The sequence below is a fragment of the Edaphocola flava genome (assembly GCF_004118155.1).
In the GTDB taxonomy this organism is placed as follows: Bacteria; Bacteroidota; Bacteroidia; order Chitinophagales; family Chitinophagaceae; genus Edaphocola; species Edaphocola flava.
This window is the reverse complement of sequence record NZ_SAIQ01000004.1, coordinates 107,000-127,479: the sequence shown is the minus strand read 5'-3', so window position 1 is coordinate 127,479 and position 20,480 is coordinate 107,000. Positions and strand designations below refer to the sequence as shown.

Sequence of the window (20,480 nt, the reverse complement as noted above, 5' to 3'; positions counted from 1 at the left end):
ACGTTGTATTTCAACAATATAATTTATAATTTAAAGCACTATTACTCAACGACTTACCGGTAATATTGCCGTTCATTTATAAAAACCCATGAAATGCCGCAACACAACACTACCCCAAAAACCTTATCGCATGTGTCCCGCTTAACCGCACGACCGGCCATCACTAACCGCTCCGGATGGCACAGAGCATTCCGCTCACTGGGCCTGCTCTGCGCCCTGGGCATAATGACACCGCCAGCACAGGCGCAGGTGCCTAAAGAGATCAGTCAGGTATATGATGGCTATGACCTGAAAAACTACTGCACTGTGCAGCAACCGGGCCTGGACGAATACTCCATGGCAGGTACTATGTATGATTTTGACAATAATCCCGGCGATCATGCCGCACACCTGCTCATGTTTGATGCCACTTCTGCTACTCCCGTAAGCATGGTCTTCAATAATCCGGAATATGCAGAACGTGCCGTAGGCATGCATTACCTCAACTCCGGGAAAGGAGTTATTGTAACGACCTACGACCCGATCAACGGTGCACCAGGAAATAGTGGCGTACAACTGATTACTGTTGATGCGGCAGGTAACTACCTCACTAACAAGGTAATCAGTGTACAAAATGGTATCGGTATTAATCTCCGGCCTTTGGGCACAGAGATCGATCCCAGCGGTGATGTCATGTATATCTGCGGGTTTATGACCACATCCATACTGCCGGGCATCGAACCAACTTTTGCCGATACTAAAAGCGCCTTCCTGATCCGGTATGACTTCGTCAATGACCGTGTAGCAGCTATGAAAACATATGACTGGAATGGCGGACCGGACGACTATGATGTGGCCCATAGGGTGAAGATGCTCAGCGACAATACCTTATGGCTGGGTGGTATGTGTAACAGCGCCAGTAATGCAGAGGTGGCCATGATGAACATGATTGTAGATCCTGTTACCCTCAGTCCCCTGGTAGATGTTCCGCTAGACATTCCAGCACCACTGCAGCCTAACAATTTAAAATCGACCAGCTTCGATATCTGGGAAGATCCGGCCGATCCGGCCAATGCCTATATCTTCAGTAACTACTGTGCCGCCCACCCATCTTCCATTGATATAGCACCTTTATTTGTAAACATTACCAGTGTAGACCGCAATACCCTTGTCCCGGCAAGCGGGCTGAATAACGGGCTGAATAACCAGGCTGACTATACTTGGGGTACTAATGTCATCATGGGCAATATGAATACCAGTACTGTGAGTTCGGTCATACTCGGTGGTTTCCAGTCATTTTTTCACTGTGGCGGACAAAACAATGCCACATCACCAGATAATATAAACCCATACCTTGCCGAAATGAGGCTATTTACAACTACTACAGGCAACCTGTCTATCAGAACGCTGTATTGGTCTACTATAGAATCGCTTATGGGAACAGGGGTAGACAATACTGACCCTAACAGCTATCCTGAACTCGGGGGTGGTATGAGCAATTTGGCCTGGGGGCCTAAAACGACGGTACGGTATAACAACAGCCCCATGACGGATATTATCCTGAATGCACCGTTATGGAATCCTGCACCAAACCGCCTGAACATGAAATTTATCCGCACGGATATGAATGGCAATCCTTCATGCAGCAATAACTACTGTGTGCCTAGTTATCTTTTCTATCACGTAGATGCGGCAAGCAATACTGTAATGGAACATAATGTCATCACAGGAGAAGAACAGCCCTTCCTCGCGGTTACAGATGTGCCTGCAGATGGCCTGTTTGACTGTACTACAGGAAGTACGTTCTACAAAAAAGAGCTGAATAACGTACAGACAGCCGTTACCGGTGTAAGCATATCGCCTAATCCGGCACATGAGTATATACAACTTGATTTTAAAGGCACGATTAAGCCATCGGACAACATCAAAGTACAAATCTATGATGTGACCGGCAGGGTAAACAATACCTTATTTGAAGGTAGCCAAAGTAATATGCAATCGCAGATTACTTTACCGAAACTGGCTCCTGGTGTATATATGATACGGGTGCAGCATAATGGTAATCAGCTGAAATCTATGCCGGTAGTGATTCAATAATTATATTGTCATAATACATTAACCAAAGCCCCGATACTCGTGCAATGCAGTATCGGGGCTTTATTTTGCGGATATATACCTATAGTCTTCGCTATAATCAGGCTAAAACTGGGTATATTCGCAGTCGGTATACTATCCATATCATTATACTATAATTGCATATTCAATATGAATACTCCATACAAAAAACCCATCAGGATACTGGCCATAATTGCCCTGATCCTGAGCATCTTTTTAGTCCGCTCAACAGTAGCCTCACTAAGCGACCATTCTCCTGCAGCACTGCCCATTGCTTCGGGTTTGCTCATCGTGATCCGTGGTATCAGCATCATATTTATATTTATAGATAAGAAGACTGCTGCCATCTGCCTCTTAGCAACCACATTGCTGTTTGGCTTAAATGCCCTGCTGCTGACACATTACCTGTTCATTCCTGCATTTGTAACGGACCTTGTGCTGGGTATCTTAGCGATCGTTTCTGTACGCAAAACGACTGCATCACAAACTCCGGAGCAGTCATCATAAATCTGTACATCTATGAACCCCATAATCTTAAAGGGAAAACGAAAGCTTGCGTTATTAATAGCAATCCTGTCTCTGTCTGCCTGCTGTGTCTTGCAGGTAAATGCACAGGATAATTGTAAGGCTAAGCTCAAAGCCAACCGGAATAAATCATTTATATACGAAGGCAAAGACCGCATAGAAGAGTCTTATGAATTCGGAGTCTATTCTGTAAGCATAAAGAAAGGTAAGATAGACACGGTATCTGTTCATAAAGGAAATCAGTTCATTACGACATTTCTGAGCCAGTATGGCCATATCGTTTCTACCAGTATCGACTACCTTATAGATGGGGTTGCCTATACCGATACACTGGACCTGAATACAGATACCAGGAAGGTCAAATATGATTATTACGGCAATTTCACCAGTGCTCAACTGTTCACCACGTATAATCATAGTACAGGAGCGCAGGCGTACTATGATGTTTACGGTGCAGACTCGCTTTATGTAAACCGTTATGATAATGGCCAGGTACAAAAAATGATCTGGGTAAACTATGGCACCGAGTATGCCCGTAAGCAATGGAACATGGAGGGGAAACTCCTGTATGAAAAATACCACTCGCGGGAAACAACCTATGAACCTCCGGGACTGCTGCACAGCCAGCAATACGATACCTTGATGGATGGCAGAACCATTCACTGCAAAACAACCTGGTATGAGAACGGCGCACCCGAATCTGTAGCTTATTTTTATGATGGCAAACCTTGTCATGTATGGTCTTACTATGACCGCAGTGGCAAACTGATCAAAACGGCAAAAAAGACTCCACTTCATAAACTACCTATGGAAGTAAGGGAACCACCGCGAGCTTATGCACCCCCCGACCCCTCAATATTCAGAACCGTATCTATACAGGAAGCATATCAGGGTAATCTGAACGCATTCCTCCATACTGAAATGACCAGGATATTGTGTGCCAGTTCAAAAGAACTAAAAGGGAATTATACTGTAAGAACGTACCTGAATATAGAAGGAAGAATGCGCTTTGTCAGTGCCCGTGGCGAAAATAGTGAAGCCATTGCACCGGCACTGCAGCAAATGATCGACAAAATGGATCTTTGGAAACCGACCAGAGAAAATGGACGGACTTTAGCCCTGGTGCTGGATTTCAGGTTCAAGGTAACAGAAAATAAATAGAGAAAGCATCCCTTCCGGGATGCTTTCTCTATTGTAACATATTCTAATTTACTCTTTGGTAAACACTACATCTACCCGGCCCTGTATATACCGCATGGTATGCGCAGCAGGATCAAAGATCATTTTGATATGGGCATCATCGAACCGGAAGGTATGATTTTCATAAGCATCCATCGGGAAAGCACCCTGCCCTGTAGCCTGGGCTGTTAATGCACCACCGCTTACAGCTATGGTCAGCTTTACCGGTGCCTCAGGATTGCTGTATACCCCTTCATACTGCTTTAATTCCGCCGCTGTTGGCGTAGCTTTCTTCATGACCTCTGCTATAGGAAAAGGTTCGTTGTACAGTACCTTACGAATATCCTTAGCCGGTATTTGGGTAAACTGGGTACTGTTATTCTGCAGGATGATAATGGTTTTATCATTATCCATATGTCGCTCTATATAGGTTACATAACCCGCCCAACCGCCTGAGTGACTGGCGATTGTACCATACTGTTTATTTTTGGACACCTGCCAGCCAAAGCCATAATTGGTTTCCTTGCCATCGGTTGTTTTTACAGAAGCAAAGATCTGCTTGCGGTCTTCAGCATTAATCAGTTTATCGGTATACAGGGCGCGATCCCATTTCAGCAGGTCGTCCAGGGTCGAATTGACCATGCCATCCCCTACAATTCCATCTAGATAATAGGTATAAAAATCCTTGCCAAACGAATTCGTCAACACCTTGTTGCCCAGGCTATCCTGTACATAGCCTAAAGCATAGTTGTCTACTTTCTGCGGCTGGTAGCGGCTCCTGTACACAAAGGTATGATCCATCTTCAGCGGTTTGAAAATGGTTTCTTTCAGGTACGCGCCGAATGTTTTTTTGCTTACACGCTCTATAATAGCCCCCAGCAAGGCATAGCCGGTATTGCTGTATTCATACTTAGCGCCGGGGCTAAACAATGTATCAGGTTTGTGCTGCGCAAATATTTTGATCACATCTTCGTTAGTCGCAAACTTTGCTTTATCCCATTTCTCCTCAAACAGGTCCATATAATCCGGCAAGCCGCCGGTATGGTTGAGCAGGTTACGAATCGTAATACCTTTATAGAAAGCCAGCTCCGGGATATATTTTGCAACCGGATCATCATATTGCAGCTTGCCCTGTTTGTGCAGCTGTACAATACCCATAGCGGTAAATTGTTTGGATACGGAAGCCAGTTCAAAAACGCTTTCGGGGTTCAGTTTTCTGCCGGTACTTTCCTCGGCGATACCGTAGCTCTTACGAAACAGCACTTTACCTTTATCAGCGACCAGCACATTTCCGTTAAAACTGTTTTTCTGATGAGCAGCCGTTAACACGCTGTCTAAAAGATGTTGCTGCTGTTGTTCGGACTGACCAAATACGAAAGTATGCGTACACAAGATTGCAGCCGCAAGGATGATGGATTGTTTCATAGTAATCATAATGGGTAATGTTTTTTTCGGAAATCAATTCCGGGTAAAACCAAAGCTACAAAAGAAATCAGTGCAAAGAAAAAACTTACGCACAATGTGATGAATACCTGCGTACAATACAGGTACATAAACCGTAATTTTACGCGCAGTAAACATAGTACACATGGAATACACATTCAGACAGGCCAAGCCGGAAGATGCATCACAGATATGGACGATATTACAGCAGGCGATTCAACGCCGGAAAGCCGATGGCAGCAAGCAATGGCAGGATGGCTATCCTAATCTGCAGGTGATACAATCAGATATTGATAAAGGATATGGATTCGTTCTGGTCGTGCAGGATAAAATTATAGGATATAGTGCAGTGATGCTGAATAACGAACCTGCATATAATGATATTGAAGGCCAATGGCTTACAACCGGGGACTTTATTGTGATACATAGAGTCGCTATTGATGAACAGGAATTGGGCAAAGGCTATGCCAAAGCCATTATGCAGGCTATAGAAAATCATGCCCGAAGCATAGGAGTATATAGTGTTAAGGCCGATACCAACTTTGACAATCCCGGTATGCTGAGCATATTTACCAAAATGGGTTATCAATATTGTGGTGAAGTATATTTTCGTGGCAGCCCCAGAAAGGCTTTTGAAAAAGTACTGGATAAATAGCTACATCGCGAGCATCGCAATTAATTCCTGCGTATATTCACTTTAAAAACAACAAACATGAAAAGAGTAACAGGTATAGGTGGTATTTTCTTCAAATGTAAGGACCCTGAAAAAATGAGGGAATGGTACAAAACCCATCTCGGTTTTGATATGACCCAATATGGAGCTAAGTTTGAATGGCAGCAGCCGGAAGGAGCTGCAGAACCGGGCTATACCCTCTGGACTCCGTTTACAGATGATACGAAGTACTTTGAGCCATCATCAAAAGAGTTTATGATCAATTACCGTGTGGCCGATATTGAAGCACTCACAGAAGCCCTGAAACAGGAAGGCGTAACCGTACTGGACGAGATCGCTACCTATGCCGAATACGGCAAGTTTGTACACATCCTGGATATAGAAGGCAATAAAATTGAATTATGGGAACCCGCCGGATAAGGCACTGGTACCGGATTATACAGAAGATGCAAAGTATTACAGTATAGCTGTAACACTTTGCATCTTCTTCGTTTATACAATGCATAAATCCATAATACTTAACATAAAACAACAATATGTTCATGATTAATAGTTACATTTGGGATACACTAAAAACATAAAAAATGAAAAAACGTATCCTCTTAGCCGGCCTTTCATTATGCACCCTGGCCATGGCCACTACTATTACTTCCTGTCGCAAGACCATTGACTGTGCAATCGAAGGTGCCTTTACTTCTATCACTGCTACAGAAGATGATAACAATGTAAAAGAATATACTTTTAAACCGAACTATTACGGCGATCATACGGTGAATACTGTAGAATGGGATTTTGGTGATGGCCAGCAGGCTACAACCAACGGCACCGAAATGGTAACACATGTGTATAGCTCTGCCGGCACGAAGAAGGTGACTGCACGCATCAATATCAAATACAAATCGATGACCTGCAGCGCAAAACCCGAAAAATCAATTGATGTGCAGTAAAATAATTATTGCAGAGTATGCGCTTTTAGGAAAGCAAGCGCAAATAAGATGAAGTTTGTTACAGAAAGAGAAATGTTCTTTTCACATCGCGTGATAAAAAGAGATATCTCCACTTCGTTGCACTTCGGTCGATATGACGAAGTGATCCATACAGAACAGATCGCTGGACCGGCATTATAAATCCGGCGTCAAGAAAATCATTGGCTCGGTCGATCAAGTCGGAAACCACTGTCTGAACGAAGTGAGTCTGGTTTGCGACCGACCGACACCTTGATTTTTAGCCAGGGATTTATACAGCCTTGATTTTTTGGCGCTACCTTTTGCATCAAGGCAAAAGGTAGCAATAATTATAAATGGGAACTAAACAATTATCTAAGTCTTGATTTCTTAAAAGCAGATACTTTATACGCTTAAAATATTCATCCCCCGGCAGCACGCCGGGGGATGAATATTTTAAGCGTATGATGGGCAAAACCCTTTATCTCTATGGATAATCAGGGTAAATACCATAAACACAGATGATGTAGTTAATACCCAGGGAAGGCTGAATATTGTTTACCGGCATAGATTGTCCGGGTACCATTAAGGTCAGCTGTGTGCCCGCAGGAAAGCTCACCGGCAAATTAGCATTGATAGAAATAGGTACATTCATATTGAATGCCTGCATATTACTATTAGCTGTATTGCTGTAAAGTGAGGCGTCACTACCTAAGCTGTCCACGGCATTAGACAACGCCGGAACATTGCCGGAAGGATTGTTTGTGCTGCCGCCGGTATTGCTACAAGGGATAGACACACTTGCTGCACTGCTACCACTGATCGTTCCGTGTGCGGAACCTGTAAGCCCGCTTACATTGCCGGTAGCGGCAAAGGCAGGCATATTGCTGCTCAGCAGGGTTACGGTTGGTGTACCTTGTACCATACCTAAAATAGTGGTATTGCTGCGGCCCATACCTACGCGGTCGCGAAAGTCCGGCAGTGCAAAATTCTGCTGGCCATTACCACCGTATGTGGTACCAATAACGCTGAACAAAGCCTGGTTGTTATTGATACTCATTAAAGTACCATCGCAAAATGCCCAGTCGCGAGGGACTCTCGTCCCGGCCCACATCCGGATTTCTCCTATGTAACCTTCCATGTTGTAATTGTTTTATTGTGAATAAATGGGTGAATGCTATTATTGTTTATCGAATTCGGGATACCGATACATCGTCCGGCTGATGTCTGCCTGATCAGGAACTAAATAATGAAACAAATTATCAATATTTAAAAACCTGATTACCAAGCAACAAAACCACTTCCTGATTCTTATTTACAAATCTATAACAATAATTATCTCCCTCATACGTGAAAAACACCTGTTACGGTACCGTATAAAAGCCCGTATTTAAATTCTGCTAAACCGGTGAATATCAGCAGCATAAACCTTATACATACCGCACAAGGCATAAAAAAGGTCCGCTGAAGAATCAGCGGACCTTTGCTCCTCTCTATTATTTTGTCTAAAAACAACAGTACTTTCTCAGGGTAGATAAACACTCAATAACCTAGCACCTAAAAATGGATTATTACACTTGCAATTATTCTCAATAAACCATTACTGTTTTACTAATCGTTCATGGATCTTAGTACCATTCTCAGACACGATCTCTACGTAGTAAAGTCCTTTTCCAAAATTGTGAATATCGATATCGGCCGAATATGCAGAAGCCGTATAGTCAAACATAATTCTTCCGGATGGATCGTAAATACGCACTCTGTCATTCTTCGTCAGCCCATCAATATGTACATTATTCTGTGCAGGATTAGGGAATATGGTCACCACACCTTCTTTACCAAAGCTGATCTGTCTTACAGGACTGAAATCAAAGATTCCGTCGAAGTCGATCTGCTTTAATCTATAGTAGTTTTTTCCGGTTACAGGGTTAACATCTGTAAAGCTGTAATACAACTTCGCATTACTGCGGCCTTCCGGTGCCAGAGATCCTGCAAAGCCTATACTTGTCCAATCGTTTCCATTTGTACTTCTCTGAATGTCAAATCCTTTATTGTTCATTTCCTTTGCAGTGATCCAATCTAAGACTACAGCATTTTTAGCTCTGTTCAGTGTGAAGGCCTCCAGCGAAATTGGTGTAGGTACAGCAGCACTAAACGTTACCTGAGTTGATGAAGGACAGTCGCCAGAGGTAACCTGGTATCCTACGCCAACTGTACCCGCTCCCGTAATAGTCACTGCTCCGGTTACAGCATTAATGGTTGCCGGTCCGCTGATGATGGAGAAGCTTCCTCCTGAAGGAGAAGCAGTCATATTATAAGTATTACCCACCGTCGCATTTACAACAGGGAATAGAGTTGCCGCTTCGGTGCTCGCTCCGCAAACATCCATCTGGCTGGTAGAGAAGGAGTAGTTAGGAATATCTGCATCCGTAGAGGTACCATCTCCCATACTGCCACCCGTTTTGTGTCCTACATATCCAAAGAAACTGGAACACTTTCTGATCGACATTGTGGTATGACCACCGGTCTCTACCGCAATTATTTTATCACCAGCCGTCAGTCCACCAAGATTAGTCGACGGGTCTATACTCGCGTTAGCCGTACCGCCACCCAACATCTGGCGGTTGTTTCCGCCCCAGGCATACAGCACTGTATCTGCGGTGATGGCATTGATAGAACCTGTATTGGTATATCCCAGATCATGCTCATTCGGACTTATCCATAACACATTAGAAAGGTAATCGCCGGCTGCACTTGATTTTTTAACCTGTACCCATTGCTCTCTGACTGTGGTCGTAAAATCGCCAACCTGTTTTTGGGCATTGTAGCCTAATGCATAAAGATTGCCATTGGTAGCCAGCAGATAATAGGTAGAGGTATTAACCGCATTCGCAGCAGTCATCCCTACCATTTTGGGTGTAATGCCAGAAGGCAGCTCCATTGATGAGGCATAATTGCGCACGGCATACGTATTATCATCTCCCAGATAGGTACTTTGCCCCCATGTATATAATGTACCTGTAGAGGTAAGCGCTATAAAGTTCATTCTTCCGTTACCGCGGATCGCAACCACATTAGTCAAATTGGTAGTGGAATTGGTTTTAACACGGTGCCAGATTGCATTATTTGCTGAGCTGTAAGATGATCCGTCGCCATAAGCACTGGCCGTTGCAGCGTCGGTAGCAGCTACTAATGTATATACGTTTCCGTTACAGGTAACCAGGCCCAGCATACGATTAGTACCAAACAGCATTTTTACATCTGCAGGAGTAACCCCGGCAGGTAAGCCATTTGTTTGTCCGTCGATCGTTAATTTCTGAAAAGAGGTACCTGTACCGATACCCCACTGGTCTGTACCCCAAAAATATAAGCCATTGGTCGTCAGCACAAAATGCTGCGAAGTAGTATTGATTTCTGAGCCTCCGGCAAATTTCAGTATCTCACCGCTAAGACCAGGATAATTAGATGCATTCACTTCCTGCGGAGCAAGCACGTTGCCACCGGTACTTCCGATTTTTTCTCCCCATACCAGTACGCGGCCATCTGCCTGGCGGGCAAAGGTGCTGTGGAATAAAGAAACGACATTGTCATACTCTATGGTAGCGGGTGTCGTTGAGTGCAGGTAAGCATTTGTACGGTCATTGCCGGCACAACCCACCGATGGGGCCACACATTGCGCAGTCGCATTTAAGGACGCCAGAATGGCAGACCCAAGCACATACACTTTGGGATTCAATGGTAAGGTTTTGTAATACTTCTTCATAATACTTGATTTAGTAAATAAATAGGTTAGCAATAATTTTGAAGCTGCAAAGCTATTTACACTATCAAGGCCCAGCAATCCGTTACCTTCCCCTATTCAGCAATACAGGAAAGCGTATACTCCGTTCTTCGATCAAAACCATTGACAATCAATATTAAGGCTTCCCTTTTTCAGCTAAAAGGGAAGCCTTAAATTTCGCTATATCGACCAAAAACCTCAATTTAAGCAACTGATACCGCACAAAAACAAAATTGCTGATCTCACCGAAGCCAGGGAATCCTTTTATTTCAGACAAACTCATATTACATAAAACCAATATTGCAAAAATGACAGTTCAACACCTTTTAAAACACCTGAAAACCCAAACGACGAAAAAAGACCATTACACCTGAATGCTGTGCTTTACCATATAGATTGGAGAGAATCATGAACCTATGTTCAGTAACAAAGATTATATTATGAACATTAGAATAATATGGTCAAAATCTTAGTACATTTATCCCGACTGTTAACCTAAGTCAATATTTATCATTTATCACAGATAAACTATTTTACCTTGAAATTAATACTACTATTCTTATTCCTCATTAGCATAGAATTATCTGCATCTGCACAAAATCCGGAAAGCTTCGATAAAATCTATTACAAAACATTTCTGGAGACGTCGCAGAGCGATTTTAAAAAAGCACTGTATATTGCTGATTCGCTCTACAAGCATTCCACCACCGCTCCATACCAGGTCAAGAGTCTGATGTTATCAGCATCATTACTACAGCAGAGCGGTGACCTGAGCCGGGCCGTAGCCTATGCAGAACAGGCACAGGAGATCGTTATCAAAACCAATGACTACAACTGGCAGGCCCGCATTGCAGGCTTCCTGGCTACCCAATACCGCTTACTCAAACTATACGCCAAGTCAAATGTATATACCAATAAAGCGATGGCCGCCGCCGAAAAGATCAATAATACAGAGGCGGCAGGCAACCTGATCGGTCTCATGCACCAGGAAAAGGCTTATTATCAGTTAGATCAAAGAAGCTATCGCAAAGCGATTGATCACGTGCTTATGGCTCAGCGCTATTTCAACCATAGCAAGCAGGACCTCAATTTTCTGACTGCCAACAATGAGCAATTGCTCGGCGATAGTTACCTGGGCTTGCAACTATATGATTCTGCGCTATACCATTACCGAAATGGACTAAAGTCGCTGGGCCATGCACCAGGCAATTTTCTCAGTGGTTTAATCATGAATGGCATGGCAGTGACCTACCTGCAGCAGGGCAAATTGCCGGAAGCGCACCGCTGGCTAGACAGTGCACAGATCATTGCCGATGGCTCTAATTACCTGCAATTGAAAAATGTAATATATGAAACAGAACGAGCATATGCCGAAAAAGTGAAGGATATGGACCGGCTCACCGAGGCGCAAAAAAAGCAGGATACCGTCAGAAGTGTTTTGGCCGATAGAAAAGATGCGTTTCTGAACCATACACTGGAGCACCTGGAAGATAACTATAATAAAGAAACCAGGAGGGGTAGTTATAAAAACATACTCATCCTTATTGCAATGATTATTATTGCCGGCACCATATCATTTCTCATGGTACAGCGGCGGCAACAGAAAGCCCGCTTCCGGAAGATACTGGAGCGTATGCGTGAAAGAGAAGTACTGCGGCAGCATAAGATAGCCCAGAACACGCCTGTACAGGAGACTACAAAAGAAGTGGAGCATCTTGTTGCAGATAAAAGTGCAGCACCCAGGGAGCCGGATGCTGCTATGATGACGGAGGAGACCATGCAAAAAATATTAAATAGCCTGGAAGTGTTTGAAACCGGCACGCTATTTAACAACCGTAATATGTCCCTCTCCTTCCTGGCCAGTCATTTCAATACCAACACAAGGTACCTGAGCCGTGTTATAAACCACCACAAGCATAAAGATTTCAGCAGCTACATCAACGAGCTGCGTATAAACTATATTGTTGAAAAGCTGAAAAACGATCCGGTGTGGCGGCAATATAAAATCAGTACCCTGGCCGAGGAAACGGGGTTCTCCTCTCATGGTAAGTTCACTCCCGTATTCAAATCTATAACCGGCTTATCCCCTTCCCTGTTTATCAAATACCTGGAAGAAGATGCGCAACTGAAGCGGTAATGGCCTGAACCGCAGTACCACTATACCAATACCGCATATTTGCAGCATTGGTATAGGGTTTATACCCTGAACTAAAAACAATTATGCAACTACACTTAAATTAACATCCATTACTATCTCAAAACCATTGGGATAATCATTTTTTATCTGAACATTGCCGTTAAGCCTTGCTATTCTATCCTGTATATTTTCCAAGCCTATACCGGATACCACCTGATCTTTTTCCCAACCAATACCATCGTCCTTGTACCTGATCTGGAGCACATTGACATTTACAGAAAATGTTACATATATATGCCTGAACACTGCGTGCTTTATAGAATTTGTAATACATTCCTGCAAAATAGCTTTAAGATTACTATACTGGTAATGACTTAAAAAGCGCTTTATATCTTTAGACTCCCTTAAGGTATAGCTAAACTCAGAAAGTACACTCATTTTTTCCAGTACCTGCCTGATGTCTTGAACCAAACCGGACACAAGCAATTGCTGATCAGATTTCAAATCCTTTGACAAACTTCTGATCAGCTCCATGGTATGATCGATATGTTGTTCTAATGCCCCCTTCTGATTCAAATGCTGACTTACTCTCTGTTCTTTAGCCAATATTTTGGCATATAGCAATGCTGGATTAGTTTCATCATGAATATTCTGAGCAAGACTAAGCTTAAAATTCACAAATCTTGCTTTCTGACGGCGCCTGATCCCCAAAAACATCAGTAAGCCAGCCCCCAATAACAGTAAAGAGCCGAATGCCAGGGCTACAAATCTGCGGTCTGATTGCCGCTGTCTGCGGGCAGAATCAGCCAGTAACAATTGCTGTTCTTCAACTTTTGTCAGTGCATACATGATCTCGTCTACCTCAGACAGGGTACTTGTACCTTCTGCTTCCAGTATTTCCAATGCTTTTACCAGCGAGTCTTCACTCTCCTTATAACGACCGATATTGTACAATAGCCTTGCTTCATACTTTTTAACCATATACTGGCTTCGGGCTAATGCGCTTTTTTTATCAATCAAGCCATTAAGCAGATTGATGTAATGTTCAGCGCTGTCATTCTTTTTAGTATCCAGAAAGAAAAGTGCCTTTTGGTCAATAACATGGAAGTGTATATAACTTTTAAGGTACTGAGGGGTATTGGGACTATCCTGTAAGGAGTCCAGTTGCTGCAGATTCTTCCAGGCATTACCATGATTGCCGGAAAGCCTGTACTGCTCATGCTCGGCCATGAGCACACTAAATCTGAGCCTGCTTAACACCTCAATATCTGTAGCATATTCTTTTTTAATGGCCTGTGCAGTTTGTGCCAGAATACGTTTCACTTCAGCCCCCAAAGCCGTATCTTTTGCATTATAGGCAGCTGTGCTGAATAGGTAGAGCAGATCTGCACTGCGCATTACATCTTTTCGGTCAAACTCCTTATTGCCGATTCTTTTAGGTAAACTCCCGACAAACTGCTTATACTTTTTATATAATGCAGTCACTTTGGGAAAGGCCAGCTTACTGTCATAGTAGGTGGCAATAAGGTTTAAAGATAAGATGGAGGGATGATTACTCACCTTTTGTTCTATTTCACTCAATTGTTCAGCATAATATAGCATTTCTCCGTTTCTGCCATCTAATCTGGCCTGCTGGCTCAATATGGTATAATATGCTTGTTTTAAGCGTTCATCATTATTTTTATGCCAGCTGATCTGCCTGTACTTTGTTAGCAGTACGAGCAGTTCCTTATTGCTGAAACTTATTCTTTCAGACTGAACCAGAACCATCGTTTTGAAAATGGTATCGAGATATACTTTTTCGCTCAGTTTTTTGTTTTCATATAATGATGTTAATCGCTGAACTATCTGTACCGCCGAATCCTTTGGTGATATTGCATGAGTTTTATACAAAAAGGAGCAGCATAGAATACAGGTCACTATAAACTTAAGATAATGGCGCATGCTAAAATTGGGTTGAGGATAAAGACAAATTTAGATTAGTGAATAAATGCTTTAATATAAACCCGTAAAAATATTTAATAGAATCAGCAATCCGGCTAAAAATAGACAAATAGTTATGAAAATCAAATAAATAGCCAGCATACACCTAGCTGACGCGTGCGCCCTCGCATGTGCCAAACGATTCAAACATAAACATACAAAAAGTAGCTATCTCTGCTACACTACCTTTCCTTTCGATAAGACGGGAGGGATTGTTACCGTCATGTCGGGCGCACAGCAGCTACATCGGGAAAATCTCCTAAATACAGCTGTTGCCCCTCCGGCAAGCTAAGACATAAAATGCTGTCCGGTAAGGTAATGAATACCTCTTCTGGATAGTACTGCCGCTGTTAAAACTCAAAAGAGTATTCATTCAAACTCAAATGTAGGTATACGTTTTTCAATTGCATTTACCCGAACTAATATTGCGCCTGCAACTGCCATTAAATCTATCAAAATTTGAATGGAGAAGGGAATACTTGATGGATCTAAGATCACAAAAAGAGACTACCCTTCCAGGCGCATCATTATCCAGTAATTCGATCAATCAATAAAATACTGTTATGAAGAAACATTTTATACTGTGTATAGTTTTATGGGGCAGCATATCTGCATCTGCTCAAAATAATGTTGGTATCAATACCACCAGTCCGCATGTATCTGCAGCATTAGATATTCAGGGCGATTCAAAAGGCTTACTCATTCCCCGTATGAGTACAGCACAAAGAATGGGCATCAGTAATCCGGCCAAGAGCCTGACTGTTTTTGACAGCACGCTCAATAACTTCTATTATTACAACGGATCGGCCTGGAGCATACTGAACAATGTAAATGACCTACCGGCAGGAGGTACCACAGGTCAGGTGCTGGCTAAAGTAAATGCCGCAGATTACAACACACAATGGATCACTCCTTCTGGTGGCAGCGCAGATAATCTGGGCAATCATACAGCCACAACCACACTTAATATGAATGGCAATGCCATCAGCAATGCTACAAATATTACAGCAAGCGGAACAGCTACTTTAGGTGGCAATACCTATCCTACATCAACCGGTACTAACGGACAGATGCTGACTACCAATGGAGCTGGAGCCCTGACCTGGACCACACCCGGCAGTGGCGGAGGTGCTGTTGTACAGTTAAATGCCAATAAAGTGAATGGCACAGGAGAAAGCTGTCCGGTAGCCACAAGTACTACTCCTGCTACAATTGCGTTCAACAACATCATTACCAGTCCCTCTAATGGTAATACCTGGACAAGTAACAATACCTTTACAGTAGGATCAGGGCAAGCCGGATTGTACATGATACAGGTGCGCGTACACACCCCAGATGCAAGCCCAGTTACCAATACGGTAGGCATTCAGTTGACCATTCAGATAAATAACACATCATATGGCAGCGTAGGTAATATATATGGACCATACCCGGTACAACAGACCAACACGCCAGCTGGAACAAAAGGTAAAGGGGAAATATTTACCTTTGTCTATCTGAATGCCAATGACAATTTAAAAATATTAGGTATAGGAGGCAATTCCTCTACAGCACCACAGGCCCTCTCTGCAGATGCAGGCAGTAATATTATGATTGTGAAAATGAATTAATGCAAAGGGAAATACGCATCATATATATAAAATAGTATTTCCAACCTTAATGTTATAAACATCAAAACACAAAAGGCTTCCAGATGAATCACCTGGAAGCCTTTACCATTTGGCAGAACCGGGCGGGAAATTATCAAACCACAGCTGGCCCAAACTATTCGAACATAAACACGCACGACGATAAAGTTCAGCCCCGATTGCATCGGGACAACGAATGAACTGCCCGATGCAATCGGGTAGTTTTCAATACCTTAATAATCTACGAAACACTAAGACCAGCACAAACAAAAAGCCAGCAGTCTGAGACTACCGGCCATGTTGTTTACTGCTCCAATAATTTATATGAATACCTTAAGGCAATTTGCTGAACCGAAGGCTCTGCAATAGCCGACCATCATGGTAACAATGTATGAAATACACGCCGGAAGAGAGGCTGCTTATATCGACCGTCTCATGTGCGCTGTGCAATGACTGTTGCAATTGCTTTCTGCCCAGTGCATCCGAAACGATCAATGTACAGCCCGGTGCAGCCAGTACATGCAAGATACTGTTGGCAGGATTAGGATATATCTGCAATGCTTTATGGTCACTGCCCGGACTGACCACACCGGTAGTGGGTGAATAGTAGGAAACACTATCTGCATCCTCTGTCTGCCAGACAATATCACATTCCTGCACTACTGTATTCGTATCACGGACCAGCCATACATTCAGACCATAAGGTTCCGGTGTGTACAGGCGTATTAGGGTATCCTTTACCGGATCGGCTTTTACAAAATCGCAGGAACGATAAAAAAACGTAACAATATTGACCGGCGGATAGAGCAGGGCTACACGATCGAACGTGCGGCTTATATAATAACTGGAATCTGGGAAGTGCATCCGCACAAACAGTTCATGCGGATTGACCAACCGATTGACATGAAAAGAATCAATGGTTTGCGCAGGGGCCTGTAAGCCGGCAATGATCAGCAACAGCGTAAGCTGCAATTTTACCTGTTTTATCATATCTCTACATTTAATGATTTATATTATACCCGCACATATCGCCATATATACTCTTATAGACGGGCAGGCGGGTACAAATGTTAGATTCCTCCATATTCGAATGCTGCATTGTTCCACCGCGGAGTAAACCGATCTGATGTACTTTCAGTCTCCATACCCTGTAAAGGCTGTACTTACATCAACAAAAAGGCTTCCGGGTATATAACCCGGAAGCCTTTTGATCAGCATTGATAGATAATGAATATGTGCCTTACAGTACAACCCATGCAGTACCATCCCACTGAATCATCTGGGTAGATACACCCGGATCAATCTCTATCAGCGTACGGCCCTGTGTATTGAATTCTGTCGGACGATCACCCGCAGCACAAGTACCTACGTTTTGCCATACGATCACCGGGTAGTCCAGGTTGATCGGTCTGATCGAAGCAGTACCGCTACCGCCGTAGCCGTAAGGGAAAGTACCAGTCGCCGCAGTAGTACCGGCACCCACCACCAGTGACATTCCTGTGTGCGACCCATCATTAATGATCTGGTATTTCTGATAGGTGGTGCTATTGGCAAATGTGGTACCAATAATATCCAGCCAGCCAGCTCTGGTCACCAGGCCTTTCTGGCCATATGCTTCTATGATATCGCCTTTCATCAGGTGTCTGGTCTGCTCCAGGTCTTCTACACGGAAGGTTCTTTCCTGAATGATTTTGGGAATACCGGCCATTGTTTCATACAAAGTATAGGCATTATGATTAATCTCCGGTGCCCATAAGGCATCATCAAAATGGTTATTCAGGAATTTTACCGGCTCTACCGTATCTCTGTCTTCGACAAAGAACAGGTAATTTTTCACCGAAGAGTAAGGCATCGGCTGGCTGTCATTACTGCCATAAATAGTCGTATTGCCAGCATATTTGAAGGTATTGTTCTGAAACACTACATTCTTCACCAAATCTGAAGGATCACCCCACTGGCGGATCACAAAGATGGCCGAGTTATCGCCGGAGGCAGTACCCTCATCCGGAGCATTGATGCCCTCAACATAGTTATTTTCAATCAGCAGGTTGCGCAGGTGCCCGGACAGGAACACCACATTGCCGGTATTGAATACCTTATTGTGGGCTACCACAGATTCCTGCCATGCACCAGTCAGGAAGATGCCGGTATTCTGAACGAAGTTGTTTGTGATATGAGCCGAACTTTCTACAGAGGTAAAGGTTACCCAGTTATCCTTAAAAGTATTAGCATCAATGATGATCTGATTCGCAAAGAAGCGTCGGTCCTCTGGTGTCACATGCACACCCCATACTTTATCTTCATTCACTACATAGCAGCGCAGGGTTTCTACGGCTGAACCGCCGTTAAATGAGGCTTCAGAATGGGTTACAGAGCCGCCCATCAGCCTTTCGAAGCGAAAGCCCGTACCTTTATTATAATTGGCACGACACTGGTTGAAGTGGATCTCCTTACAATAGCGCTGCGGTGTATCGTCGCTGCCAAATGGCTCAATATCTACACCCGAGAAGGTAGCTGTACCATTAAACACGCCGGTGTAGTTGAAGTCGCTGTTATGCACAGAGATATAATCGCCTTTCTCCACAACAAAACCCGTGCGGCGGTTATACAGGCACTTTACATTGTTCCAGGTGTGTTTTTCCTGATTATTCTTATCTGTTACGCTATAATATCTTCTCCAGGAGTAGTACACACCATCGCCCCAGCCCTGCTCAAAAGTCAGGCCTTCAAGCAGCATGTCAGTGGTAGAATTTACCTGCAGACACATCCCGCCTTCGCCGGTGGTTGCCTGGTGTTCTGGCAGATCGCCGACCAGTTTTCCAGATCCGCACAGCGTTACATTGTCACATTCTGCAATCAGCAGTACGTTATAGTTCGTAAATGCATTAGGGATCATTTTCAGAATACCCTCAATTTGCAGGGTCAGTCCTTTTTTACGGAACCAGGTCAGCTGATTGGGAAAGTACTCGCCCGTTCCACCCTCACTGTCTACCATATAGATACCCTCGGTAATGGTGGTATGCAGGGCACTGAGGTTGAGCAGCTGTTGCAGCATAAAACGGTCATTGTTATACACCGCACCGCATAACTGACCGGCAGTATAGGTATTACCATTGTACTCATAGGTTCCGGTAGCAGAATCAAATGTTTGAGGATCAATATAATAGCCATCCTTATAACAATCGAACCAGTCGGAATAGGCACGATCTATCTTCCAGGTACCGGCGGCATCTATAGCCAGGGTTTTACCAAAGATAGTAGCCATTGGCGCTTCGATAATGGTATCGTTACCTATAAGCGTACCATTGTCGAGGCTACCACCTTTAAAACGGAGCGTAACATCGGCCGGCAGGGCAATAGCCGCCGCCTGCAGATCGTGGTCATTATAAAATTCATAGACGTTGCCCGGGGCAAAGAATGCGGTGTTTAGCGTCGCAGAGGCGCTTACAATAATTACAGACATAGTGTTTTAATTTAGAGGTTTATAAAAGGGTTTAGAAAAGGAATACAATGCCCTGCCGGTACGGGTACGACCGGTCTAATATATACCGCAATAGCAGGGAAAATCATCGATGCGCCGCTTACAATATCCATGATTATATCGCTTGCTCAGGCATTGATGGAAGCAGGAACAAAGAGATTCATTGTGCTCCGTTTCTATAATGTAAAAGTAGTGCGAGCTTACGTCAGGCCGTGTCGGTGTGAGAAATAAAATAAAAATTTCAAGTCCTGCCCTGATTATTTAACTCTTTGAGGTACAGAAATTTGCAACGCAGTATCTGGCTTTATATGTGTGGTGCGCGCTGGGATCGAACCGGAAATCAAGAGCAAAAAGCCAGGTTTCCCATTACTGTAAATATGAAGAAAAGACAAAGCCGATAGCTGAACGGAACAGGTTTTCTGATGAAAAGAAAAAGGCTTCCAGATGTGTATCTGAAAGCCTTTTGTATCTTGTGTTGTGAGCCGGGATCGAACCGGCGACACATGGATTTTCAGTCCATTGATGCATGATTTCATATAATACCAAAAAGCACACATAACTGAAAATCAGCGCTATAAAAACTATACCAATTCACACTATATCATATCAAAA

General features: G+C 43.6%; 14 protein-coding genes. 8 read left to right on the top strand and 6 right to left on the bottom strand.

The features are described from left to right. Positions 1-93: 93 nt before the first annotated feature. From EMP01_RS12780 to EMP01_RS12770, 3 genes are all read left to right on the top strand, one after another. Positions 94-2,076 (top strand): T9SS type A sorting domain-containing protein, encoded by a 1,983-nt coding sequence (locus tag EMP01_RS12780; RefSeq protein ID WP_129021940.1) that lies wholly within the window; start codon positions 94-96, stop codon positions 2,074-2,076. A 168-nt stretch (positions 2,077-2,244) separates the two neighbouring features. Beyond that, positions 2,245-2,601, top strand: a complete 357-nt coding sequence (locus EMP01_RS12775) for a hypothetical protein (protein ID WP_129021939.1) — start codon at positions 2,245-2,247, stop codon at positions 2,599-2,601. 12 nt (positions 2,602-2,613) lie between these two features. Then, a complete protein-coding gene (locus tag EMP01_RS12770; RefSeq protein WP_129021938.1) occupies positions 2,614-3,780 on the top strand; it encodes a toxin-antitoxin system YwqK family antitoxin in 1,167 nt (388 codons plus the stop codon). A 48-nt stretch (positions 3,781-3,828) separates the two neighbouring features. Here the strand turns inward: EMP01_RS12770 and EMP01_RS12765 are convergent, their stop codons facing one another. Beyond that, positions 3,829-5,232: a serine hydrolase domain-containing protein gene (locus EMP01_RS12765; RefSeq protein ID WP_202616076.1), complete on the bottom strand. Its 1,404-nt coding sequence runs from the start codon at positions 5,230-5,232 to the stop codon at positions 3,829-3,831. 154 nt (positions 5,233-5,386) lie between these two features. Between EMP01_RS12765 and EMP01_RS12760 the strand changes: the two genes are divergently transcribed. The 3 genes from EMP01_RS12760 to EMP01_RS12750 all read left to right on the top strand — a co-directional run bounded on the left by EMP01_RS12760 (position 5,387) and on the right by EMP01_RS12750 (position 6,861). Next, a complete protein-coding gene (locus tag EMP01_RS12760; protein ID WP_129021936.1) occupies positions 5,387-5,896 on the top strand; it encodes a GNAT family N-acetyltransferase in 510 nt (169 codons plus the stop codon). Positions 5,897-5,953: 57 nt separating this feature from the next. After that, positions 5,954-6,334 carry a VOC family protein gene (locus EMP01_RS12755; protein ID WP_129021935.1) on the top strand — a complete coding sequence of 127 codons (381 nt, stop codon included), beginning with the start codon at positions 5,954-5,956 and terminating at the stop codon, positions 6,332-6,334. 164 nt (positions 6,335-6,498) lie between these two features. After that, positions 6,499-6,861, top strand: a complete 363-nt coding sequence (locus tag EMP01_RS12750) for a PKD domain-containing protein (RefSeq protein ID WP_129021934.1) — start codon at positions 6,499-6,501, stop codon at positions 6,859-6,861. Positions 6,862-7,345: 484 nt separating this feature from the next. Here the strand turns inward: EMP01_RS12750 and EMP01_RS12745 are convergent, their stop codons facing one another. Continuing rightward, entirely contained in the window at positions 7,346-7,999 is a 654-nt protein-coding gene (locus tag EMP01_RS12745; RefSeq protein ID WP_129021933.1) for a phage tail protein, read from the bottom strand. Positions 8,000-8,458: 459 nt separating this feature from the next. Beyond that, complete coding sequence (locus EMP01_RS12740) at positions 8,459-10,621, bottom strand: T9SS type A sorting domain-containing protein (RefSeq protein WP_129021932.1); 2,163 nt, start codon at positions 10,619-10,621, stop codon at positions 8,459-8,461. Positions 10,622-11,177: 556 nt separating this feature from the next. Between EMP01_RS12740 and EMP01_RS12735 the strand changes: the two genes are divergently transcribed. Continuing rightward, positions 11,178-12,776, top strand: coding sequence for a helix-turn-helix domain-containing protein (locus EMP01_RS12735; protein ID WP_129021931.1), 1,599 nt, complete (start codon positions 11,178-11,180; stop codon positions 12,774-12,776). Between the two features lie 81 nt (positions 12,777-12,857). Here EMP01_RS12735 and EMP01_RS12730 read toward each other — a convergent pair whose 3' ends face one another. Beyond that, on the bottom strand, positions 12,858-14,669 hold the full coding sequence (locus EMP01_RS12730; protein ID WP_129021930.1) for a sensor histidine kinase: 1,812 nt from the start codon (positions 14,667-14,669) through the stop codon (positions 12,858-12,860). A gap of 653 nt (positions 14,670-15,322) precedes the next feature. Between EMP01_RS12730 and EMP01_RS12725 the strand changes: the two genes are divergently transcribed. Further along, on the top strand, positions 15,323-16,369 hold the full coding sequence (locus tag EMP01_RS12725; RefSeq protein WP_129021929.1) for a hypothetical protein: 1,047 nt from the start codon (positions 15,323-15,325) through the stop codon (positions 16,367-16,369). Between the two features lie 351 nt (positions 16,370-16,720). On the opposite strand, the gene EMP01_RS12720 is transcribed toward EMP01_RS12725, so the two are convergent. After that, a complete protein-coding gene (locus EMP01_RS12720; protein WP_129021928.1) occupies positions 16,721-17,377 on the bottom strand; it encodes a T9SS type A sorting domain-containing protein in 657 nt (218 codons plus the stop codon). A 250-nt stretch (positions 17,378-17,627) separates the two neighbouring features. Continuing rightward, complete coding sequence (locus EMP01_RS12715; RefSeq protein ID WP_129021927.1) at positions 17,628-19,850, bottom strand: hypothetical protein; 2,223 nt, start codon at positions 19,848-19,850, stop codon at positions 17,628-17,630. Positions 19,851-20,480 lie beyond the last annotated feature (630 nt).